The sequence below is a fragment of the Streptomyces sp. NBC_00425 genome, from assembly GCF_036030735.1.
Lineage (GTDB): Bacteria > Actinomycetota > Actinomycetes > Streptomycetales > Streptomycetaceae > Streptomyces.
The window spans coordinates 3566302-3589292 of sequence record NZ_CP107928.1 but is presented as its reverse complement, the minus strand read 5'-3'; the positions used below and the strand labels follow the sequence as shown (position 1 = coordinate 3589292).

Here is a 22991-nt window from a genome sequence, read left to right as displayed (position 1 = left end):
TTTAGGAGCCATCCCCGCATGCGGAAGATACTCGTCGTCGGAGCCGGTCAGTCCGGACTCCAGCTCGCCCTCGGCCTCCAGTCGCACGGGTACGAGGTCACCCTGATGTCGAACCGGACGGCGGACGAGATCCGCTCCGGCCGCGTCATGTCGACGCAGTGCATGTTCCACACGGCCCTGCAGCACGAGCGCGACCTCCAGCTGAACTTCTGGGAGCAGCAGGCCCCTAAGATCCAGGGCCTCGGCGTCTCGGTCGCCGCCCCGGGCTCGCACGACCCCGGTCCCACCCAGCGAGCGATCGACTGGCTGGGCCGGCTCGACGGTTTCGCCCAGTCCGTCGACCAGCGCGTGAAGATGGCCGGCTGGATGGAGACGTTCGCCCAGCGCGGCGGCCAGCTGGTGATCCACGGCGCGGCGGTCTCCGACCTCGACTACTTCTCCCGCGCCTACGACCTCGTCCTGGTCTCCGCGGGCAAGGGCGAACTCGTCCAGATGTTCGGCCGGGACGCCGGGCGCTCCCCCTACGCCGAGCCGCAGCGCGCCCTCGCCGTCTCCTACGTCCACGGCCTGGGCCCGCGCCCGGAGCACCCGGACACCGAGGCGGTCCGCTGCAACCTGGTCCCGGGCGTCGGCGAACTGTTCGTCATGCCGACGCTCACCACCTCCGGCCGCGCGGACATCCTGTTCTGGGAGGGCATACCCGGCGGCCCCCTGGACGTCTTCAACGGCGTCAAGGACCCGGCGGAACACCTCTCCCTGACCCTGGAGCTCATGGAGAAGTTCACGCCCTGGGAGTACGCGCGGGCCACCCGCGTCGAACTGACCGACGCCGGCGGCACCCTGGCCGGCCGCTACGCCCCCACGGTCCGCAACCCCGTCGGCCGCCTTCCCGGCGGCGGCCTGGTGCTGGGCGTCGCGGACGTCGTCGTCGCCAACGACCCCATCACCGGCCAGGGTTCCAACTCGGCCGCCAAGTGCGCGGCCGCCTACCTCGCGTCGATCCTCGAGCGCGGGGAGAAGGAGTTCGACGAGGAGTGGATGCGCGCCACCTTCGACCGGTACTGGGACACCGCGCAGCACGTCACCAAGTGGACCAACGCGATGCTGGCCCCGCCGCCGGAGCACATCGTCAACCTGCTGGGCGCGGCCGGGCAGTTGCCGCCCGTGGCCGATCGTTTCGCCAACGCCTTCAACGACCCGGCGGACTTCGAGGACTTCTTCTACGAGCCGGAGAAGACGGCCGCCTATCTGGCGGAGGTCACCGGAACCTGAGGAACCGGTCGGCGCGAATTCACGCAACGTCGGCGGGAGGGTCCGGCAGCGCTGCCATACTCGCCCGATGCCGTTTCTTGAAGAAAAGATTGCCGGCCTGCATCGCGTCGGAACACGTTCCTTCGGCGAGACCGAGCGCAACCTCGTCGGAGTGAACGGCCCGCACGTCCTGCCCCACAACGAGACCGGAGTGATCGGCTGGGGCACCTCGTGGCGCATGCAGGGGTATTTGCTGATGGCCCGGCGCACCGGCCGGCCCGACTACGCCGAGCGGCTCGCGGAACTCGTCGACCAGGTCCTCCTGGCGCGTGACGACCTCCGGGGCGTGAGCGACTTCCGCGGCCGCAGCCTGCCGGTGTGGAGCACCGCCCACAAGTTCACCGCGGCCTCCGTCGTCCTGCACGACACGGACGACCGGCCCGCCCTCGAGATCACGGTCTGTCCGCCGCACGCCAGAACCGCCAGGGTCGCCGTCCACCCGGACGGCGACCGGCACTTCCGGATATCCGTGACGGGACCCCAGCGGACGGACGTCGAGGTGGCGGGCCTCAGCCTCGACCCGCTGGAGGAACGCCGCGCGGACCGGGTCCTGTACGCCGCGTACGAGCAGCGCACCGCGGTCACCGCCCGGCTGCTGCCGCCCGACCGGCCGGCCCCCGGCCCCCGACGACCGCGTCCCGGCGCCTACGCCGTACGGCCCGCCATGGTCTCGCTCGCGGCCCAGACCGGCATGATCACCTATCCCATGGCCGGTCTGGCCCGACTCGCCCGTGAACGCCCGGAGGCCGTGCCCGCCGCGGTGCGCGGCCGCATCGACGGCTACCTCGAGGCGGTGGACCGGGCGATGCGCGTCCACGACGAGCAGTGGGGCGCCACCGACGACGGGCGCGGCTTCTACCGCTGGCTGCCCGACGAACCCGTCTCCTTCGCGGGCGCCGAGCTGCCCACCAACGAGTTCCTCGCCATGGGCCGCACCGCCGTTCAGCTCGCCGTGGTCACCGGCGAGGCCCGCTGGCGCGACCGCGCCGCCGCGATGGCCCGCGCCCTGCACGGGGACCTCGCGGTCTTCGACGGTGCGGCCGTCTGGCCGTACTGGCCCGGCTTCGGCCGCGTGTACCAGGGGTGGGAGGCGACCGGCTCACCCGGGACCGACGGGTCCGGCGTCCGCCCCTCCTACCGCGCGGTCACCGTTCCCGAGGACGTCACGCACGCTCTGATCGACATCGACTTCCTCTGCCTGTACCACGACGCCCCGGGCCTGCCCGAGGTCTTCACCCAGGCCGACATGCGGGCCGTGGCGCACACCTTCACCCGCAACGTCGTCGAGCGCCGCGGCCGCGGCCGTACCCTGCGGATGCGGCACGACGTCGGCGGCGAGGGGCGGCGCGGCACCGACCGGGAGCAGGCCCACGTCGCCGCCTGGCTCCCGCTGCGCCGCTGGTCCCGTGAGGTGCCCCGGCTCGTCCGCGCGATCCGGCCGGCCACGCCACCGCTCCCGTTGATGGGCGTGGACTCCTACTGCGCCGCTCTCCTGACGTCCTGACCCGCCGTGGCGTGCGGCCCGGGGCGCGGAGCCGCCGTCGCCGTGCCGCGCGCCTTCGGCGGTGCGGAGCGCCCCGGGGACGCCCCCGCACGGTCCGGGCGCACCGCTCCCAGCACCGGAAGGGACGCGATCGGCGAGATCGTGACGGTCTCGCCGGTCCTCGGCGCCTGGACCACCCTCCCCCCGCCCAGGTACAGCGCGACATGGGTGGCCTCGGGGAAGTACACCACCAGGTCACCGGGGCGCAGCTCCTTCAGCGGGATCCGCGGCAGGCGCGCCCACTGCTCCTGGCTGGTGCGGGGGATCGGGGTCCCGGCGTGTCCCCAGGCCTCGGACGTCAGGCCCGAGCAGTCGTACGATCGGGGGCCCTCCGCGCCCCATTCGTAGGGCTTCCCGATCTGTTGCACCGCGTACCGGACGGCCCGTTCGCCCTCCTTCGACGGCTTGCCGTCGTCCTCGCCGAGCGCACCGGACGCGACCAGCCTCTGCTGCGCCTGCGCGACGCCGTCCCTCTCCAGCCTCTCCAGGGCGGCGAGCCGGTCGGCGGTGAGGGAGGCCAGCAGTTTCTCGACGGCGGCCAGCCGCCCGCGTACGGCGTCGCGTTCCTTCTTCTTGCGCGCCGTCAGGGTGAGCTGTGCGTCGAGGGCGGCCCGCGCCCGGCGCGCCAGCCCGTCGGCCCGGCGTTCGCCGCTCGCCAGCCGGCCGACCGCCACGGCCCGCTCGCGCGCCAACTGCCCGATCAGATGCCCCTGGTCGAGGGCGTGCTGCGGATCGCGGGCGAGCAGCAGCCGCAGATACGCGGAGATCCCGGTGCTGCCCTGGTACTGCTGGCGGGCCAGCCGTCCGGCCGCTCCCCGGCTGTCGTGCAGCGACAGCCGCGCCCGCACCAGGCCGACGTCCAGCCGTCCGGTCTCGGCGCGCCGCCGCACGAGCTGCTCCTCGGTGGCGTTGTAGGCCTCGGTGGCCTGTTCGGCCTCGCGGTACAGCCGCTGAAGCTCCGTCAGGAGCTCGGCGGCGGTCCGTTCGCCGCCGTCCTCCCTCGCGCCGCCGCCCTGGTCCGCGCCGCCGGGGACACCCTCTTGCGTGCTCTCGTCGGCATCCGTGCTCTCGTCGGCGTCCTGGGCCGCGGCGGCCGGTGGGGTGCCCGGAGCCGGGAGAGCCGGCGCGGTCGTCGTCGGCCCGCCCGGTTCCGGGGGCTCCTGCGCGGCCGCCGCGCATGCCGGGGCCAGCACGGTCTGGGCGGCGAGCGCCGCCGTGGCGACCGTACAGGCCAGACGCAGCAGTCTTCCTGACACGTCATCACCTCCGCTGCGGGGTGGCCCCTCCATCCCGCAGGGCGAGCTTCGGACGGATCCGCGCGGTCCGCGCGCCGAGCGTGCGCGGTTCGGCGCAACGAGGTCACCCGTCGGCGTCGTCCCGCAGTCCGTCCGGCGTGGCGTCGGGTGTGGCGTGGCGTGCGGTGTCCGGCGTGCCGCCGCCCGGCGTGCCGGGCCTCACGTCGGGCTTCGACCAGGGCCAGCGCGGCCGTCCGCTGTCCTTCCCCTCGGGATCGAACACGTACTTCCAGCCCTGGGGCAGCCCGAGCCGCTTGCTGTGGCCGCGGGGCTCCCGCCGGTAGACCAGGACGGTGGGCGGGCCGTCGGCCGGGTCCGGGACGGGGATGCGGTACGTCTTCGGCGGATGCCCGGTCGGGCCCAGGAGCACGGGCAGCACCCGGCCGTCCATGGGGCCGCCCTCGAAGGGGGTGTCTTCGCTCTTCACGCCACCAGTGTCGATCAGGTCTCCGCGGCCAGCGCACCCCGGACCAGCTCGGCGGTCTGCGGGTCCCGGGCGGCGGTCACCATGAGGACGGCGACGAACTGGTCGACGAGCCAGTCCCGCAGCTCGTCGGCGGGCGGCTGCTTGTCCTCGTCGAGCCAGATCAGCGAGGCCGCCTCGACCGCGGTGATCCACATCCGCACGGTCATCCGCAGCCGCGGTCCGGGTCCGGCCACCCCGAGGTGGCTGTAGATGGCCTCGGCGGCGGCCCGGCGCACGCCGTCCACGATGGCCGTCGTCCGCGACGTCTCGACCACGCTGCCGCCCTGGAGCAGGGCGCTGAAGCCGGCGTCGTGGCGGCCGACGAAGGTCAGATAGCGGTCGAGGACGCGGGCGAGGCGGGGGAGGAGGGGCCCGTCGTGGGGCTCGTCGAAGCAGTGGCGCAGCTCGTCGGCGGCGGAGTGCAGGGCGGCCTCGTACAGCTGCTGCTTGCCGCCGGGGAAGTACCGGTAGACGAGCGGCCGGGAGACTCCGGCGGCCTCGGCCACGTCGTCCAGCGAGACGTCCTCGGGGACGCGGTGCGCGAACAGCGAGAGCGCTGCCTCCAGCAACTGGCTGCGGCGCTCCTCGACGCTGAGGCGACGGTAGGCGGGGGCGGCGGGCGTCATGACGTGCAGCGTAATCCCCCGCCCCCGGGCCGTGCCTACGCCAGGAGTCCGGACGAGCGCCACAGCCGGCGTCCGACGCCCCGTAGTACCCCGATGTCGTCCAGGAAGTCCGTCAGCCGCTTCGAACCGGTCTGCATGACCTCCCGGCGGTGCCCGCTCGCCCGGACCTGCGCCATGGCCTCCCGCCGGTCCAGGCCGACGTTCGTGTAGACCTCCGGATTCACGAAGGCCACCGAGAACACCCGGGCGAACTCACCCGACGTGACCCTGGTGAACTCCTGCGACCAGCGCGGGGCGGTCATCATCTGGCGGCGCAGCTCCTCGCGGGCGTAGCGCACGTGCCGGGCCTCCTCCACGACGTGGATCCGGGTGACGCCCCGGACCAGCGGCTGGACCCGCTCGTCCGGGAAGGTCAGCCGCTGCATCCAGTCGAGGACCTCCTCGCCGAGCAGCGTCGCGGTGAAGGAGCCGGGGGTGGTGGAGATCGTCTTGAAGACGCGGCCCAGGTTCTGGTGGGCGCGGCTCACCGGGTACCAGGGCGTGTCGCCGTGCGAGATCAGCCGGGCGAACATCTTCGAGTGCCGGCACTCGTCCTCGATCTCGGTGAGCGCGTACCGCACGTGCGCGCTCGTCGCCGCCTTGTCGTAGATGTGCCGGACGAGCAGCTGCATGAGGATGATCTCGAACCAGATGCCCAGCGAGGCGAGCGCGGCGGCCTCGTGCTGGGACAGCAGGATGCGCTGCTCCTCGCCCATCCGCCGCCAGAGCGGCGTGTCGTACAGCGACACGAGCTCCGGCGGCCAGAACCACTTGCCCTCCTCGAAGGGGGCGTCCCAGTCCAGCTCCTGGTCGGGGTCGAAGGAGTGCTTGGCGGAGGACGCGAGCAGCCGCTCGGCCACCTGTTCCCGGTCCTTGAGCAGGCCCAGCGCGTCCCGCAGCCCTTCCACCGCGTCGGCATCCGTGAGGGTCGTCATGCACTTATGAGACTGCTTGTCAGCAAGCGCGTCAATCCTTTGCGCGCAATTCCCCGCACCGGACGGCCGAGGTCCTCCGACGCCGCGAACGCCATCGCCCGCGAGCCCGCTCCGGCACGAGGCCCACCCACGCGCCTTCCGGCGCGCGTTCGGGACGGGGGCCGGGTGCGGAACCGGGTGCGGTGGCGCCGGTCGTGCCGCACGCCGGGATCGGGGCCGGACGCCGCGGCCCCCCGTCTCACGAGTCGAGCACCGCCTCCATCACGGCGCGCGCGATCGGGGCCGCCATCCCGCCGCCGGTGATGTCCCCGCGGCGCGCCGAACCGTCCTCCACCACCACCGCGACCGCCACCCTCGGCTCCAGGTCCCGCACGCCCTGCGCCCAGGAGACGAACCAGGCGTAGGGGATCCCGGCGTTGCCGACGCCGTGCTGCGCGGTGCCCGTCTTGCCGCCGACGACCGCGCCCGGGATCGCCGCGTTCACCCCCGTGCCCTCCCGCACCACGTCCGTCATCAGCTCGCGCATCCGCCGCGCCGTCGAGGGCAGCATCGCCTGGCGCGACGGACGGGAACCGGCGGTGGACACCGTGGCCCCGCCCCGGCGCGTCGTCCGCTCCACCAGGTACGGCGTGCGCACCTGACCGCCGTCGGCCACCGCCGCCGACACCATCGCCATCTGCAGCGGGGTGGCCCGCGTGTTGTACTGGCCGATCGAGGACAGCGCCAGCTGCGCCCGGTCGAGCGAGGTGTCGAAGGTGCTGGGCGCGACGGCGAACGGGATCCGCACGTCCAGGTCGTTGAAGCCGAACGCCTGCGCCGTCCGCGTCATCCGGGCCAGGCCGGTGTCCACGCCGAGCTTCGCGAACACCGTGTTGCACGACCACTCGAAGGCGTCCCGCAGCGGAGCGTCCTCGCAGCCGTCCCCCTCGTTGGTCAGCCGCGTCCGCGTCCCGGGCAGGCGGTAGGGGGCGGGGGAGTCGGTCGCCGCGTCCAGGTCGGTGATCACCCCCGCGTCCAGCGCCGCCGCCGCCGTGACCACCTTGAACGTCGACCCCGGCGGATACGTCTGCCGCACCGCCCGGTTGAGCATCGGCCGGTCCGGATCGCCGTTGAGCCGTGCCCAGGCCCGCTCCGCACCGGCGTCGTTCCCGGACAGCGCGGCCGGGTCGTACGAGGGGCTCGACACCAGCGCCAGCACCCGGCCCGTGGACGGCTCCACGGCCGCCACCGCGCCCTTGCGTCCGTCCAGCCCCTCGAACGCGGCCCGCTGGGCCCGTGGATTCAGGGTGGTCACCACATCGCCGCCGGCCGACCGGCCGCGGGTGACGTCGTCCCACAGCGGGAACGAGGCGAGCAGCGGGTCCGAACCGGAGAGCACGCCGTCCCCGCTGTGCTCCAGGAACGTCGTCCCGTACACCTGCGAGGCGAAGCCCGTCACCGGCGCGTACAGCGGCCCGTCGCGGTAGGTGCGCTCGTAGCGCAGCTGCTCGCCGGTGTCCTTGGAGCCCGTGACCGGGACCCCGCCGACCAGGATGTCGCCGCGCGGCTGGGCGTAACGGGAGATGGCCGCACGCCGGTTGGCCGGGTTGCCGTCGTATGCCTCGGACCGGACGACCTGGACGCGCGCGGCGTTGACCAGGAGCGCCGCCAGCAGCAGGGCGCAGAACGCGGCGGCGCGCCGGATGTACCGGGTCACCCGGGCCTCCGTGAGGTGGTGTCGTCGGCGGCTCGGCCACGCGCCGCGCCGAGCCCTTCCCGGCGCGTGTCGCGGCCCGCCTCGTGCCGCCCCGCGTCATGCGCGTCGTCGTACGCCTCCAGGCGTGCCCCGTCGTACGGCCGCCGCGCCGAGTCGCTCACCCGGATCAGCAGCGCCACGATCGCCCAGTTGGTGACGACGGAGGAGCCGCCCTGCGCCAGGAACGGCATCGCCATGCCGGTCAGCGGGATCAGGCCGGTCACCCCGCCCGCGATCACGAACACCTGGAGCGCCACGATCGAGGCGAGGCCGGCCGCCAGCAGTCGTCCGAAGGGGTCGCGCAGCGACAGCCCGGCCCGGAAACCGCGCTCCACCAGCAGCCCGTACAGCAGGAACAGCGCCGACAGCCCCGCCAGGCCCAGTTCCTCGCCGGCCGTCGCCAGGATGAAGTCCGACTTCGCGGCGAAGCCGATGAGGACGGAGTGACCGAGACCGAGCCCGGTGCCGAGCACCCCGCCGGCCGCGAAGGAGAACAGCGACTGCGCGAGCTGGTTGGGTCCCTGGCCGGCGTCGATGGAGGCGAAAGGGTGCAGCCAGTCCTCGACCCGGCTGTGCACGTGCGGTTCGAGACGGCCCACGGCGACCGCGCCGAGCGAGGCGAGCAGCAGCCCCACGGCGATCCAGCCGGTGCGGCCGGTGGCCACGTAGAGCATCACCACGAACAGGCCGAAGAAGAGCAGGGAGGTGCCGAGGTCCCGTTCCAGCACCAGCACGCCGACGCTCAGCAGCCAGATCGCGACGATCGGGCCGAGCACCCGTCCGGTGGGCAGCTGCATGCGCGCGAAGCGCCAGATCCGTCGGCCCGCGTACGTCAGCGCCGTGCGGTTGGCGGCCAGATACGCGGCGAAGAACACCCCCAGCAGCACCTTGGCGAACTCGCCGGGCTGGATGGAGAACCCGGCGATCCGGATCCAGATGCGCGCCCCGTTCACCGGCGGGAAGAGGACGGGGAGGGTGAGCAGGGCGAGCGCCGCGACCACGCACACGTACGCGTACCGCTGCAGCACGCGGTGGTCGCCCAGCACGGTCACCACCACGGTGAACAGCGCCACCCCGACGGTCGACCACACCAGTTGGGTGGGCGCGGCCCGGTCGCCGGGCGTCTCCAGGTCGAGCCGGTAGATCAGCACCAGGCCGATCCCGTTGAGCAGTACGGCGATGGGCAGCAGCAGCGGGTCGGCGCACGGGGCGCGCCACCGCACCGCGAGGTGCGCCAGCAGCGCGAGGACCCCCAGCCCGGCGCCGTAGCCGGCGGCGCCGGGCGGGACGGCGCCGAGCTTCGCCAGACCGACCGCGCAGTAGCCGTACACCGAGAGCAGGACGGCCAGGACGATCAGGGCGAGTTCGACGCCACGGCGCCGGGGGAGGCCTGCCGTGGGAGCGGGCGCGTCGGCCGCCACCACGGTGGTCCCCGCTCCGACTCCGGATTTCGTCATGTCCGGAACTTACCCAAATGTGGCTCCTTGTGAGCCGTGGCGGGCGGTCGTGTCAGCACCAGCGCGGCGCCGCTCCGATGGTCTCGATGTAGCGAGCCGAGCCCCAGGCCCAGGTGCCGTCCGTCAGGAGGTACCAGTGCGTGTTGCCCTGGACGTCCTGACCCGAGGTGCGGCAGAAGATGGAGACGATCTCCCCGCGGTAGGCCACCCGGATCACCTGACTCGCCCGGGTGGGCGCGCTGCGCAGCAGCAGTTCGCCCGCGGTGACGCGCCCGCGCGAACGGCGGCCGTCGTCCTGGCCGCCGGACTGGTTGCCTCCGGACTGCCACTGGTTGCCGCCGGACTGATGACCGCCCGATTGCCACTGGTTGCCGCCCGACTGGTTGCCCGACTGGCCGCCGGACTGGTTGCCTCCGGACTGCCATTGGTTGCCGCCGGACTGATGACCGCCCGATTGCCACTGGTTGCCGCCGGACTGGTTGCCGCCGGACTGGTTGCCCGACTGGTTGCCGCCGGACTGGCTGCCGTTCTGATTGACGCTCGACTGGTTGCCTCCCGACTGCCACTGGTTGCCGCCGCCGGACTGCCAGTCGTCACCACCGTCCCCGCCGCCGGGCTGCCAGTCGTCGCCGCCGTCGCCGCCCTCGTTCTGCCAGTCGTTCGTTCCGCCCTGCTGGGCGTGGACGCCGTCCCCGCCGTCGGCGAGGGCCGGGGTGACGGCCGCGGAGGCGGCGAGGGCGCCGGCCGCGGTGACTATGGCGAGGCGAGTGAGAGCGGTGCGCAGGGACATGGCGATACCTCCACGAAGAGGGTGAAGCTGACTTATCGCCAGACTAGGAGCGGTTCGGGCACGCCGCCCGTCACGCTGCGCCATCGGGGAGGCCGCTCACGGCCGGAGGCGTCTGAGGCAGTGTCAGGGTCGCCACGGCGCCGCCGTCCGGCGCGTTGGCGAACGTCAGCCGTGCCCCCAGCACCTCCGCCTGTCCCACCGCGATCGTCAGACCGAGTCCGTGGCCCTTCGCTCCGCCCTCGGTGCGGAACCGCTGCGGCCCGTGGGTGAGGAGGTAGTCCGGATAACCGTCCCCGTGGTCCCGCACGGTGACCACCGGTCCGTCCACCGTCAGCACGACCGGCGCGCGTCCGTGCCGGCGCGCGTTGGCCAGCAGATTCCCCAGGACCCGCTCGAGGCGCCGCCGGTCGGTCTCGACGCGCGCGTCCCGGACGACGGTGACCGCCACGCCGGCCGCCGAGCCGCCGGAACTCCCGTGACCGCCCGAGCCGCCCGGACCCCCGGCGGCGGACGCACCGCCGACCGCCCCCGCACCGCCGGCGCCGCCCGAGCCGTCCGAGGTCTCCGCCGCCCGCACGACCCGCACCACCAGCGCCGTCAGGTCCTCGGCGTCCAGCTCCAGCCGTTCCCGTCCGGTGTCCAGCCGGGAGATCTCCAGCAGGTCCTCGGTGAGCGTGCGCAGTGCCGCCACCCGGTCGCGCACGAGCTCCGTCGGCCGTCCCGGCGGCAGCAGTTCGGCCGCCGCGTGCAGCCCGGTCAGCGGCGTCCGCAGTTCGTGCGCCACGTCGGCGGTGAACCGCTGCTCGCTCAGCAGCTTGCCCTGCAGCGAGGACGCCATCGAGTCCAGTGCGACGGCGACGGTGCCCACCTCGTCCCGCGGCCGTCCCGGTTCCCTCGCGCGCGGGTCGTTCACGCGGGCGTCCAGATCGCCCGCGGTGATCCGCCGGGCCACCTGCGCGGTGGTGTGCAGCCGCCGTGTCACGCGGGTCACCGCGACCGCGCCGACCAGCAGCGTCGCCCCGATCGCCAGCGCCGACGACCACAGGATCGCGGTGTCCAGCGCCTCGATGGTGCGGGCGCTCTGCGAGTAGTCGACGGCCACCGCGAGGGCCCGGCCGCCGTCCACCGGGCCAGCCGCCCACATCGTGGGCCGCCCGTCGCGGTCGGCGACCATGGTGCCGCGCTCCCCGGCCGCCGCCAACGCCCGCAACGAGACGGGCAGTCCCCGTGGGTCGACGCTCGCGCCCCACCCGAGCGAGCCCCCGGCCTCGAACGCCGTCGTCGCCTCCTTCAGCCTGGACAGCGCCAGGTGGCGGGCCTGACCGACGGTCTGGTTCGTCACCGAGACGTGCACGAGCACGCCGAGCAGGGCGGCCAGCGCGCAGCACATCACCGTGATGAAGACGGCCGCCTTCGCGGCGAGCGTGCCGGCCCACGAGGGCACCCCCAGCCTCATCGGCCGCTCGCGGGGGAGGAGGCGGAGCGGGAGGCGGACCCCCGGGCGGACGAGGTCGCGGACGAGGGCGTGCGGGAGTCGGTCGGAGGGGTCGTGGCTCCGGGGGTGGGAGTGGGGGTGGTGAGGGACGACCGCGGCTTGTGCTTCCGGCCGCCGGTGCGCAGCATCTCGTCGTGGGTGAGCAGCATGGCCTGCTGCTGCTGGTCCCAGGTCCACTGCAGTCGGTACTCGTACCCGGCGACCTCCGAGGGGGCGCGGATGATCACGGACCGCGCGGCCAGCTCGACCCCGCTGACGGCGTCCTCGTAGCCCATGATCTGCACCAGCCGGTTCTTGCGGACGGTGTAGACGCGGACCGCCGTGAGGTTCCCGGGAAGCTGACGGAAGCCCAGCGTCATGTCGTCGTGACCGTCTCCGGTGAGATCGCGGTAGTACGCCTTGAGGACGGGGCACTCGGCCGCCGCCTTCGCGCCGCTCTTGCCGCAGTCCGCCATCCGGCGGGCCGTCTCCGCGTACCCTCCCGCACCGTAGTCGCCCGGATTGCGGGCGATCTCCCGGCGGACCACGGTGACCGGGTTCACCGCCCGGATGTCCCCGCCGGGCACGGCGACGTCCCGCACCACCTCGGTCTCCACCTCGCCGATGTCGAAGGCGGGGCGGGATGCGGGGGTCAGATCCGGCCAGAGGCGGTCCGGACTGATCGCCGTCGGTGTGGCGCCGGCCCCCTGCAGATCCCCGGCGTCCCCGCAGCCGACGACGACCGAGCCCAGCAGGACGACGCCGGCGGCGGCGAGCGCGAACCGGGCGCGGACCGGCCCGCCGCAACGGCCGGGACCGCCGACCGGGCCGCGCGGGCCGGACGCACCCGGACCGTCCACGCCGGCCGGACCGGCCGGACGGCCGACGGGGCCGCCGGGGCCGGGGCCGGGATCGCCGGGGCCGGGATCGCCTGAGGTGGCGGGACGACTGCGGAACACGGGACTCCTGTGACTCCTCTGGCCTACGGCCGGTGGCCACGGCTGCCGCCGGCGTCGTTACCGGCTCCCGCACACCTTAATTCGTAAGGACGTCCGTTTTGCGTACCGGTAGGCCGGAAGGGCGAGCCGATGCCGAGGCGCTGACCACGGGCGAAACGATTACTCGGCCAACTCCTCGAGCAGCCGGGCCGTCGGCAGTCCCGCGCGCAGGTACTCCACGAACAGCTCGTTGTGCAGGGCCCACGGCGAGCGCCGCGACCGTATCAGCCGGATCGCGGCGTCGGCCGACGACCCCCGGCGCACCAGCGCATGGGCGACGACCAGCCCCGACCGGTTGTAGCCGCTGTAGCAGCGCACGAGGACGGTCCGCCCCTCGTCCAGCGCGTCGCCCGCGGCCTGTGCCAGCCGGATCACCCCGGCGAGCTGGGTGCCGTCCAGGGGACCGTCCGGAATCGGCCACACCTGGTGCTGCACACCCGGCCCGGGCCCGTGTCCCGGCCTGGCCCGGGTCAGCGTCTGGACGAGATCGAACTCGTCCCGCACCACGGCGAGCTCCCGCTCTCCGGAACGCCCCCGGAACTCATGGCCGCCCATCCACAGGCCGGGCACGATCTCGCTCCACGGACGATCCGGTTCCGGTACGTCGGGTCGCTTCCTGCGAGTCCGCAACGGCGCCTCCCCAAACGCGCTGCCTAGGCTCTGCCCAACTCGCTCCGGGGGTAACCGCCTTCTTGCCCCGCAGCGTCCCTCCTGTTCCCATGGTCATGGGGTGATGGTGCATGAACGGACTGCGCGTCATACCGACCTGGAGGCATGGCCGGGAGCGGCTCTACGTCTGCCTCACGGACGGCAGGAACATCGCCTGGTACGACCGTGAGGCGGCCAGGATCAACGTGATCGCCGACGACCGCAGGGAGGACGTCCTGGAGGCCCTCGGCCCCTTCGTCACGGGCCCGGTCACGGTCGGCCCGCCCCCCGTCCCCACCCCCGCCGAGCTGGCCCGGCTCGCCCTCCACCCGGACGACGACCTGGCCCCCAACCGCCCCGGCGAGGCCCTCCTGGTCGACCTCGACCGCGACCCCGGCCCCGCCCACCGGCTGCGCACCGACCCGCGCCGGCGCTCCCTCTCGGCGGAGCAGACGGTCGGCGAGGCACTGGACCGTCTCGACGGCGCGGGCTGGCACACGCTGCACTCCCTCCCGCTCCCGGGCGGCGACCGGCTCCACCACCTGGCCATCGGCCCGGCGGGCCTGTTCGCCGTCCACACCCTGTACGCCCGTAAGCAGCGGGTGCGGATCGCCGACCCGGTGGTCGGGCTGGGCCGCCGGGACCCGGAGCCCCTGCTGCGCAGGATCCGGGGCGAGGCCGACCGCGCGTCCCACGCGCTCACGGCCGAGGTCCGTCCCGTGCTCGCCCTGGTGGGCCCTGCGGACGTCGCCTTCACCGGCCCCCCGCGCCAGGTCCGCGTCCTGACCGAAACCGACGTCCCGGCCCTGGCCCGCCTGGGCGGAGTCCTCAAACCGGCGGACGTGGAGGCCCTCCACGCAATGGCAAGAGACCGCACAACCTGGACAGAAGCCTGACACCCGCCGACTGTCCGGCGTCCCCAGTCAGCCCGTCCGGCGTTTGAGGACGAGGCCCGTTCAGGGCCGACACGGGGGTCAGGGGGCAGAGCCCCCCGGCGGGGCCGAGGGGCAGCGCCCCCGACGACGGGACGGGTAGGGGCGGCGGGGGCGAAAACACCTGAGGCCACCCCCCCTCACGGCGGCACCACCCCCACCCGCCCCTCCTCGAACACCGCCCCCGACAGATCCCCGAAATCCCGCACCCGCGAAGCGACATCCGCCGCGAAGAACGTGAGCGCCCCCACCGACCGGCACTCCTCCACCTCCTCCCAGGTGACCGGCGCCGACACGGTGGGCTCCGCCCGCGCCCGCAGCGTGTACGGCGCGGCCGTCGTCTTGCGGGCCGCGTTCTGACTCCAGTCCACGAACACCTTCCCCGGCCGCAGACTCCGCGTCATGCGATGCACCACCAGTCGTGGAGCGGCCCGCTCCGCTTCCACGGCCAGCCGCTTGGCGTACTCCGTGACCCGTTCGGACGACGCCCCCCGCACCGCCGCCAGCAGATGCAGCCCCTTGGACCCGGAGGTCTTCGGATACGCCTCGATGCCGTCCGCCGCCAGCCGCTCCCGCAGCCACACCGCGACCTCGCAGCATTCGACGACGGTGGCGGGCGCGCCGGGGTCGAGGTCGAAGACGAGCCGGTCGGCGGTCTCCGGCTCCTGGATCACCCACTGGGGCGTATGGAACTCGGTGACGAGATTCGCCGCCCACACCAGACTCGGCAGGTCCTGCACGACCACCATCCGGGCCGGCCCCTCCGACCGCGGCACCTCGGCGGTGGTGACCCAGTCGGGCGTTCCGGGCGGCACGTTCTTGGCGAAGAAGACCTGGCCGCCGGGCCCGTCCGGGTAGCGCAGGAAGGACAGCGGCCGGTCCCGCAGATGGGGGAGCAGGACGTCGGCCACGGTCGCGTAGTAGTGCAGCACCTCGCCCTTGGTGAAGCCGGTCGCCGGGTACAGCACCTTCTCCAGGTTGCTGAGCGCGAGCCGTCTGCCCTCCACCTCGGTGATCGGCGTCATACGATGAGAATCACATAATTCAGCTGAAATCACCTCATGCCACCCGCGCTCGGTCGGAAAGGTGCTGCACGTGAGATCCATCTGGAACGGCGCCATCTCCTTCGGTCTCGTCAGCATCCCGATCAAGCTGGTGAACGCCACCGAGAACCACTCGATCTCCTTCCGCCAGATCCACACGGAGGACGGCGGCCGCATTCGCTACCGCAAGGTCTGCGAGCTGGAGGAACGCGAGGTGACGTCGGCGGAGATCGGCAAGGGCTACGAGGACGCGGACGGCACGATCATCCCGATCACCGACGAGGACCTGTCCCACCTGCCGCTCCCGACCGCCAAGACCATCGAGATCGTGGCCTTCGTACCGGCCGACCGGATCGACCCGCTGCAGATGGACGCCGCCTACTACCTTCAGGCGGGCGGCGCCCCTGCGGCCAAGCCGTACACCCTGCTCCGGGAGGCCCTGAAGCGCAGCCACAAGGTCGCGATCGCGAAGTACGCCCTCCGCGGGCGTGAGCGCCTCGGCATGCTCCGCGTGGTCGGCGAGGCGATCGCGATGCACGGACTGCTCTGGCCGGACGAGGTCCGCGCGCCGGAGGGCATGGCCCCGGACACCTCCGTCACCGTCCGCGACAACGAACTGGACCTCGCGGACGCCCTGATGGACACCCTGGGCGAGGTGGACCTGGAGGACCTGCACGACGAGTACCGCGAGGCGGTGGAGGAGGTCGTCGCGGCGAAGGCGGCCGGCGAGGCGCCCCCCGAGGCCCCGGCCGCGCCGTCCAGCGGCAAGGTGCTGGATCTGATGGCGGCCCTGGAGAAGAGCGTCCGGGCGGCGAAGGAGTCGCGGGGCGAGGCGTCGGATTCCGTACAGGAGCCGGAGGCGGCCGAGAAGGCCGAGGTCAGACGCCTGCCCCAGCGCAAGTCGGCCGGCGCCTCGCCCAAGCAGACGGGTGGCAAGAAGTCGACGTCCACGGCGAGGAAGTCCACGGCCGCGCCGCGCAAGTCGACGGCGAAGTCCGCTCAGGCCGCGAAGAAGACGACGGCGAGCGGGAGCACGGCCAGGAAGACCGCCGCGAGGAAGACGACGTCGACGGCGAAGAAGACGACGTCCGGGACGAGCGCGAAGACGACGTCCGGGACGAGCGCGAAGTCGGCGTCCGGGACGAGTGCCAAGGCGGCGGCCAAGAAGACGGCGAAGAAGGCGACGTCCCGCAAACGCACGGCCTGACCACCGCCCACCAGCCCGCACCGCCCCAGGCGCACTGCTGATCAGCCGTCCGGAGTTCTCCCCCCCCCCCCCCGGCCGGTATCGATCAGGCGACCCCGTTCTCCGACGGCCGGCGATCAGCAGGCCGGAGTCCTCCCTCCCGCCGCGATCGACCGGCCGGCAGCGCCCCTCAGACGGCCCGTTGCCACTCCCCGTCGTCCCCGTCGGCCCCGGCGCTGCCGCGTTCGTCGCCCAGGTCGTCCCCGTCCTTCGTGCCGTCCACGTCGTGCAGGTCGCCGCCCCGGCGGGGGAGGGCCAGCAGTGCCGTGCCCGCCCCCAGCCCCAGCGCCGCCAGGACGGGAAACGCGCCTCCGGGGGCGAACCCGTGGCCCGCGAAGCAGGCCAGCGCCCAGACGCTCGCCCCGAGCCCCGCCCACACGCGCCAGGCCGCCGCCCCGCGAAGCCCGGCATCGGGCCGGACGGCCCTCTCCACCGAGGCCAGCCTCCGCTCCAGTGGACGCAACGCCCGGACGACCCCGGCCAGGACCGCCCCCAGCACCAGCAGCCACGGCACACGCAGGACCCACCAGCCCGCCGAGCCGTATCCGGGTTCGGGGGCGAGGCCGGTGAGGTAGAAGGCGGCGGCGACGATCAGCACGGGCAGCATGTGCCACAGATAGAGCGCCATGCTGCCGGACCCGAGCGCCCGCACCGCCCGTTGCGCCCGGTCCCGTTCCAGCGCCCTTCGGACGGCCGGCGCGATCCACAGTGCCACCCCCACCTGCGCGACCGCCCAGGCCAGCAGGGCCGCCGACGGCGGATCGGTGTTGCTCAGATCCTGCCCCGTCACCAGGATGAGACTGACCGGGAACGGCCCGGGCCCGACGAGTGCGGCGAACACCGCCCCTCCGCCCAGCGCCATGGCGGCCGCCGTCCGCCGCCCGCCGCCGGTCGTCAGCAGCCCGTCCCGCCAGCAGAAGCCGAGCTGGTAGACGACGCCCCACACGAGCAGGTAGTTCACCGCCCCGACGGCCTCGACGAGCCCGGAGCGGGGCGGCCCGGCGGCCGCGACGAACGCGCCGACGCCGAACCCGACGACGCCCATGACCACCGGCACGCGCAGGCCCCACCGTCGGTGCAGGGCGTACAGCGCCGGCGTCAGGACGCTGATCAGCAGGTACACCGGCAGGAACCAGAACTGCATGGCCATCGCCCAGCCCACCAGCGCGAGGGTGGCGCGATCCACGCCGAGCGGCCCGCACACGCCCACGGCGAGCAGCACGAGACCGCTGTACGCGGCCGTGGGCAGCAGCAGTCGCACCGCCCGCTGCCCCACCCACCCGGCGGCGGTCGCGCCGGCGTCCCGGCTCCGCGCCCAGGACCCGCCGGCGGCGTGCCCGCCGGCCAGGAAGAACAGCGGCATGATCTGGAAGCCCAGCGTCAGCCACTGCGTCCAGGGCAGCGCGAGCAGCATCTCCGGCGCGGTGAGCGTCCCGTCCGGGTGCCGGACCAGCCCGGTGATCAGCCAGTGCCCCAGCACCACGAGCAGGATCGCCCAGGCCCGCAGGAAGTCGACGTACCGGTCTCGGCTCATGCCCCGCATGCTGCCGCCGGCGCCGACCCCCTTACAGGTCAACCGCGTTGTCGCAACCAAGCCGTGCCCTCAGGACGCCCCGCATCGGGTGCGGGGACCGGTTCCACCGGGCCCTGCCGCGCTCTTGACGCCCCGCATGTTACCGGTAACATCGACGGTCGTCGGAGCATCACATCGCACCCCACGACGCCGTGGGCCGTCCGTCCTGGAGTCCGCGTGACCGATCACCCCACGGCACAGCGCACCCCACCCACCGCACCCCCGTCGCCCACCCCGGCCGGCCCCGTCGTCGCCGGAGCCGGCCCCGGCGCCGTGGAGGCCGGCCCCGTCTTCACGACGTCCGCCGTGGTCGCGTCCTGCTTCGGATTCGTGCTCATCGGCGCGCTCCAGGCCCTGTACGGACCGTCGATCCCGGCCCTCCGCGACGACTTCGGACTCTCCCCCTCCGCCGCGGGCCTCGGCCTGAGCGCCCACTTCGCGGGCGGCGTCGCCGGCGTCCTCCTCTTCGACCGCCGCTTCGGACGCACCGGCAACCGCCGTATCCTCGCCGTCGCGTACCTGCTGATGGCGGCCGGGGCCGCCGGGTTCGCCCTCGCCCCGGACTGGCCCCTCGCCCTCCTCGCGGCCCTCCTCGCCGGCATCGGCTTCGGCGGCATCGACTACGGCCTCAACCGTCTGTTCGCGACGGGCTTCGGACGCCGTTCCACCGCGATGCTCAACATCCTCAACGCCCACTTCGGCGTCGGCGCGATCCTGGGTCCGGCCCTGATCGGAGCCGTCGGCGCCGAGCACTACCCGGCGCTCTTCCTGGCCTTCGCCCTGGCCAACCTCCCGCTGCTGCTCTGCCTGCGGGGCGTCAGGGACCACGCGCCGCAGCCCGCGTCCGCCGGCACCGGCGACCGCACGCCCGTCGGCGCCGCACTGCGCTCCGTCCTGGCCGTCTTCGTCACCCTCTACGTCCTGCACGTGGGCATCGAGGCGGGCGTGGGCGGCTGGGAACCCACCCACCTGGAGTCCGTCGGCTACGGCGCGGGTGCGGCCGCCACCGCGACCAGCGTCTACTGGCTGATGATGACCGTCGGCCGCTTCCTGGCCGCCCCGATCGCCCTGCGCTTCTCCGGCCAGACGATCATCACGGTGTCCTGTGCCGGAATGACGGTCTGTCTCCTCCTGGCGGCGATCCCCGGCCTCGCCCCCTACGCCTACGCCGGCGTGGGCCTCTTCATCGCCCCGATCTTCCCCACCGGCCTGCCCTGGCTCAGCCGGGTCGCCCCCAGCGCCCGCCGGGCCGGCGCGATCGTCATGGCCGCGTCCATGCTGGGCGGCGTGGCGGCGGGCCCGGCCCTCGGCAAGAGCATCGAGTGGTCGGGCGTCGGGGCCGTCCCCCTCATCCTCGCGGCCGTCTCAGCCGTCTGTCTGGCGTCCACCCTCTGGCTCACCCGGACGACACGCAGACCGTCCCCCTGAAGCACCCCGGAACGCGTCCGCGGTCACCCCCGCCCGAGGGAGCGGCGTGACGGCACGACGCGGCACGGCGCGGCCCAGGTCGTCCCGGCGCAGCCCGTCCGTCGCTCAACTCGTTGCCCCCCACTCACCCACTCACCCGCACTCCCCGCCCGCCGGTACCCACAGCGGCCCCACGCCCCTGCCTCACGCCCACCACGCCCCTGCCTCACCCCACCGAAGGGACCTCATGCCCGCCCTCGCCACCACCTCCGACGGCTTCCTCCTCCACGGTGACCCCTTCCGCATCCTCTCCGGGGCGATGCACTACTTCCGCGTCCACCCCGACCAGTGGGCCGACCGGCTGCGCAAGGCCCGTCTCATGGGCCTGAACACCGTCGAGACGTACCTCCCCTGGAACCTCCACCAGCCCGAACCCGGCACCCTGGTCCTCGACGGCCTGCTCGACCTGCCCCGCTTCCTCCGCCTTGCCGCGGACGAGGGCCTGCACGTCCTCCTCCGCCCCGGCCCCTTCATCTGCGCCGAGTGGGACGGCGGCGGCCTGCCCCACTGGCTCACCACCGACCCGGACATCCGCCTGCGCACCAGCGACCCCCGGTTCACGGACGCCGTCGACCGCTACCTCGACCTGCTCCTCCCGCCGCTCCTGCCGTACATGGCGGCGTCGGGCGGCCCCGTCATCGCCGTGCAGGTGGAGAACGAGTACGGCGCGTACGGCGACGACGTCGCCTACCTCAAGCACATCGAGCACGCCCTGCGCTCCCGCGGTGTCGAGGAACTGCTCTTCACCTGCGACCAGACCGCCGGCGACCACCTCCGTAACGGGACGCTGCCCGGCGTCCTGGCCACCGGCACCTTCGGCAGCCGGGTGGAGGAGTCGCTGCGCCGGCTCCGTGAGGCGCAGCCCGAAGGCCCCCTGATGTGCTCGGAGTTCTGGATCGGCTGGTTCGACCACTGGGGCGGCCCGCACCACGGAAGGGACGCCGAGGACGCCGCCGCCGACCTGGACCGGCTCCTCTCCGCGGGCGCCTCCGTCAACATCTACATGTTCCACGGCGGCACCAACTTCGGTTACACCAACGGCGCCAACCACCATCACGCCTACGTCCCCACCGTCACCTCCTACGACTACGACGCCCCGCTCACCGAGAGCGGCGACCCGGGCCCGAAGTACCACGCCTTCCGTGAGGTCATCGCCCGCCACGCCCCGGTCCCGGACGAGCCGGTCCCGGCCCCGTCGCCCAAACTCCCGCCGACCACGGTCCGGTTGACCCACCGCTCGCCCCTCATCCCGCCGGCCGGCCGCCCCGTCCGCGCCAAGGACCCGCTCTCCGCCGACGACATGGGCCGGCGCTCCGGCTACATGCTCTACCGGACGACCGTCCCCACCCCGGGAGACGGCCTGCTCCACTTCGCCGGGGGAGTGGGGGACCGCGCCCAGGTCTTCCTGGACGGCGCCCCGGCCGGCGTCCTGGAGCGGGAGCGCTACGAGGAGACCCTGCCGGTCCACGTCCCACGCGCGGGCGCCGTCCTCGACGTGCTCGTGGAGAACATGGGCCGGGTCAACTACGGGCCCCGCATCGGCGTCCCCAAGGGCCTGCTGGGCCCGGTCACCTTCCTGGGACGGCCCCTGCAGGACTGGGACTGCCACGCCCTCCCGCTGGACGACGCCCCCTCCGTGACGACCCTCACCGCCCCGCACCCCACCGCCCCGCACCCCACCTCCGGAACAGCCACCTCCGGGACGGCCACCTCCGGGACGGCCACCTCCGGGACGGCCGACCCCGAGAGCGCGCCCCCCGGGTCGCCCACCTCGCGGATCCCCGTCCCCGAGGCCTTCGCCTTCGCCGGGCCCGCCTTCCACCACGGCACCTTCGACGTGTCGACCCCGGCCGACGCCTTCCTCTCCCTCCCCGGCTGGACCAAGGGCCAGGCCTGGATCAACGGCTTCCACCTCGGCCGCTACTGGAACCGCGGCCCCCAGCGCACCCTCTACGTCCCCGGTCCGGTCCTGCGCAGGGGCGCCAACGACCTGGTCCTCCTCGAACTGCACGGCGCCACGACGTCCGAGGCCCGCCTCACCGACGTCCCCGACCTGGGCCCGACCGGTCCCTGACCCGCCCCGCACCCCCGCCCGGACCGTCTCCCCGGCCCGTCCCGCCTCCCGGGCCGCACCGTCAACCGTCCGCCCACCCGTCCGTCCGCTCGCCGCCCGGCCTATCCTGTGGATCCGCCGGGCGGTTCAGCACGATCAGCGCGACTGCCCGGACAAGCCCGCCCCCGCGAGCGGAACCCTCCCCACCCCCGCCCGCGCACGGGCTCCTCCGCCCTGTCCGGCCAGTCCACAGGAAGAAGCCCCCCACCATGACCGGTAGCGCGGCCGACGGCCCGGCGCCCAGGGGACGCAGCAGACGCAACTTCGCCGGAGCCCGCCCGGTGATGGACGACGTCGCGAAACTCGCGGGTGTCTCCAAACAGACGGTCTCCCGGGTGCTCAACGACCACCCGGCCGTCCGCGCCGAGACGAGGGAGGCGGTCCGGACGGCGATGCGCACGCTGGGCTACCGCCCCAGCAGCAGCGCCCGCTCCCTCGCCAGCGGCCGCACCCGCATGCTCGGCGTGATCTCCTTCGACGCGGCCCGCTACGGTCCCGCCTCGACCCTGACCGCGATCAACACCGCGGCTCAGGAGGCGGGCTACCTGGTGAGCTCGATCGCGCTGGACACCGCGGACCGGGACACGGTGGTGCGGGCCGCCGACCGGCTGTCGGCGGAGGGCGCGGACGGCGTGATCGCGATCGCCCCCCAGGTCCGGTTGGCGCGCGCCCTCGCGGAGGCCCACCTCGACACCCCCCTGGTCGTCATGGACAACGACCTCGGCGACGGCACCCCCATGGTCACCTCCGACGCGCGCACCGGCGCCCGCAAGGCGACGCGACACCTGCTCTCCCTCGGTCACCCCACGGTCCGCCACCTCGCCGGCCCGACGGGCTGGACGTCGGCGGACCGCCGGGCGGACAGCTGGCGCGCCACACTCGAGGCGGCGGGAGCCGAGGTCCACGCTCCCCTCACCGGCGACTGGAGCGCGGACTCCGGCTACGACCGAGGCCGCGAAATGGCGAAGGACCCCGGCCTGACCGCGGTCTTCGTCTCGAACGACCAGATGGCCCTCGGCGTTCTGCGCGCCCTCCACGAGGCGGGACGCCGCGTCCCCGAGGAGGTCAGCGTGGTCGGCTACGACGACATCCCGGAAGCCGCCCACTTCCTGCCCCCGCTGACCACGATCCGCACCGACTTCACCGACATCGGCACCATCGCCCTGCGCGTCCTCTTGGCCCGGATCGACAGCCCGCCCCAGCCTTCGCGGCCGCCGGAGCCCTCTCTCACGCTCATCCCGGTCGACCTGCGAGTCCGCAACAGCACCACCGCCCCGCCCCGCCCCGCCTGAGCCCCCCG

19 protein-coding genes are annotated in these 22991 nt (G+C 73.8%); 7 read left to right on the top strand and 12 right to left on the bottom strand.

What is annotated here, in order from left to right; genetic code table 11:
• Positions 1-18: 18 nt before the first annotated feature.
• Together OHS82_RS15075 and OHS82_RS15070 are read left to right on the top strand one after the other, a co-directional pair.
• Positions 19-1272: a styrene monooxygenase/indole monooxygenase family protein gene (locus OHS82_RS15075; protein ID WP_057584160.1), complete on the top strand. Its 1254-nt coding sequence runs from the start codon at positions 19-21 to the stop codon at positions 1270-1272.
• A 67-nt stretch (positions 1273-1339) separates the two neighbouring features.
• Entirely contained in the window at positions 1340-2815 is a 1476-nt protein-coding gene (locus OHS82_RS15070) for a hypothetical protein (protein ID WP_328434008.1), read from the top strand.
• On the opposite strand, the gene OHS82_RS15065 is transcribed toward OHS82_RS15070, so the two are convergent.
• The 10 genes from OHS82_RS15065 to OHS82_RS15020 form a co-directional block, all read right to left on the bottom strand.
• Positions 2788-4110, bottom strand: a complete 1323-nt coding sequence (locus tag OHS82_RS15065) for a C40 family peptidase (protein ID WP_242433432.1) — start codon at positions 4108-4110, stop codon at positions 2788-2790. The genes OHS82_RS15070 and OHS82_RS15065 overlap by 28 nt on opposite strands.
• 103 nt (positions 4111-4213) lie before the next feature.
• Positions 4214-4576, bottom strand: a complete 363-nt coding sequence (locus OHS82_RS15060) for a hypothetical protein (protein WP_057584156.1) — start codon at positions 4574-4576, stop codon at positions 4214-4216.
• 14 nt (positions 4577-4590) lie between these two features.
• Entirely contained in the window at positions 4591-5241 is a 651-nt protein-coding gene (locus tag OHS82_RS15055; RefSeq protein WP_266724581.1) for a TetR/AcrR family transcriptional regulator, read from the bottom strand.
• 35 nt (positions 5242-5276) lie between these two features.
• Positions 5277-6215, bottom strand: a complete 939-nt coding sequence (locus OHS82_RS15050) for an AurF N-oxygenase family protein (protein ID WP_057584154.1) — start codon at positions 6213-6215, stop codon at positions 5277-5279.
• A 238-nt stretch (positions 6216-6453) separates the two neighbouring features.
• Positions 6454-7911, bottom strand: coding sequence for a peptidoglycan D,D-transpeptidase FtsI family protein (locus tag OHS82_RS15045; RefSeq protein WP_057584151.1), 1458 nt, complete (start codon positions 7909-7911; stop codon positions 6454-6456).
• Entirely contained in the window at positions 7908-9407 is a 1500-nt protein-coding gene (locus OHS82_RS15040; RefSeq protein WP_079041602.1) for an FtsW/RodA/SpoVE family cell cycle protein, read from the bottom strand. Before OHS82_RS15040 ends, OHS82_RS15045 begins: the two co-directional genes overlap by 4 nt.
• Before the next feature lie 52 nt (positions 9408-9459).
• Positions 9460-10197 carry an SH3 domain-containing protein gene (locus tag OHS82_RS15035; RefSeq protein ID WP_328434007.1) on the bottom strand — a complete coding sequence of 246 codons (738 nt, stop codon included), beginning with the start codon at positions 10195-10197 and terminating at the stop codon, positions 9460-9462.
• A 70-nt stretch (positions 10198-10267) separates the two neighbouring features.
• Positions 10268-11653 (bottom strand): ATP-binding protein, encoded by a 1386-nt coding sequence (locus OHS82_RS15030; RefSeq protein ID WP_328434006.1) that lies wholly within the window; start codon positions 11651-11653, stop codon positions 10268-10270.
• Positions 11650-12426: a hypothetical protein gene (locus tag OHS82_RS15025; protein ID WP_328436065.1), complete on the bottom strand. Its 777-nt coding sequence runs from the start codon at positions 12424-12426 to the stop codon at positions 11650-11652. The genes OHS82_RS15030 and OHS82_RS15025 overlap by 4 nt, the downstream gene beginning before the upstream one ends.
• Positions 12427-12789: 363 nt before the next feature.
• Entirely contained in the window at positions 12790-13299 is a 510-nt protein-coding gene (locus OHS82_RS15020; protein WP_079041601.1) for a protein-tyrosine phosphatase family protein, read from the bottom strand.
• A 110-nt stretch (positions 13300-13409) separates the two neighbouring features.
• Here OHS82_RS15020 and OHS82_RS15015 point away from each other — a divergent pair, with 110 nt between their 5' ends.
• Positions 13410-14213, top strand: a complete 804-nt coding sequence (locus OHS82_RS15015; RefSeq protein ID WP_057584145.1) for a nuclease-related domain-containing protein — start codon at positions 13410-13412, stop codon at positions 14211-14213.
• 176 nt (positions 14214-14389) lie between these two features.
• Here the strand turns inward: OHS82_RS15015 and ligD are convergent, their stop codons facing one another.
• Complete coding sequence (ligD, locus tag OHS82_RS15010; RefSeq protein WP_057584143.1) at positions 14390-15274, bottom strand: non-homologous end-joining DNA ligase; 885 nt, start codon at positions 15272-15274, stop codon at positions 14390-14392.
• Positions 15275-15344: 70 nt separating this feature from the next.
• Here ligD and ku point away from each other — a divergent pair, with 70 nt between their 5' ends.
• Complete coding sequence (gene ku / locus OHS82_RS15005) at positions 15345-16499, top strand: non-homologous end joining protein Ku (RefSeq protein ID WP_328434005.1); 1155 nt, start codon at positions 15345-15347, stop codon at positions 16497-16499.
• Between the two features lie 169 nt (positions 16500-16668).
• Here the strand turns inward: ku and OHS82_RS15000 are convergent, their stop codons facing one another.
• Positions 16669-18072 (bottom strand): acyltransferase family protein, encoded by a 1404-nt coding sequence (locus OHS82_RS15000; protein ID WP_079041663.1) that lies wholly within the window; start codon positions 18070-18072, stop codon positions 16669-16671.
• 312 nt (positions 18073-18384) lie between these two features.
• Between OHS82_RS15000 and OHS82_RS14995 the strand changes: the two genes are divergently transcribed.
• The 3 genes from OHS82_RS14995 (at position 18385) to OHS82_RS14985 (ending at position 22983) form a co-directional block, all read left to right on the top strand.
• Positions 18385-19539, top strand: coding sequence for an MFS transporter (locus OHS82_RS14995; RefSeq protein ID WP_057584729.1), 1155 nt, complete (start codon positions 18385-18387; stop codon positions 19537-19539).
• Positions 19540-19765: 226 nt separating this feature from the next.
• A complete protein-coding gene (locus OHS82_RS14990) occupies positions 19766-21652 on the top strand; it encodes a beta-galactosidase (protein ID WP_328434004.1) in 1887 nt (628 codons plus the stop codon).
• A 248-nt stretch (positions 21653-21900) separates the two neighbouring features.
• Positions 21901-22983 carry a LacI family DNA-binding transcriptional regulator gene (locus tag OHS82_RS14985; RefSeq protein WP_328434003.1) on the top strand — a complete coding sequence of 361 codons (1083 nt, stop codon included), beginning with the start codon at positions 21901-21903 and terminating at the stop codon, positions 22981-22983.
• The last annotated feature ends 8 nt before the right edge of the window (positions 22984-22991 follow it).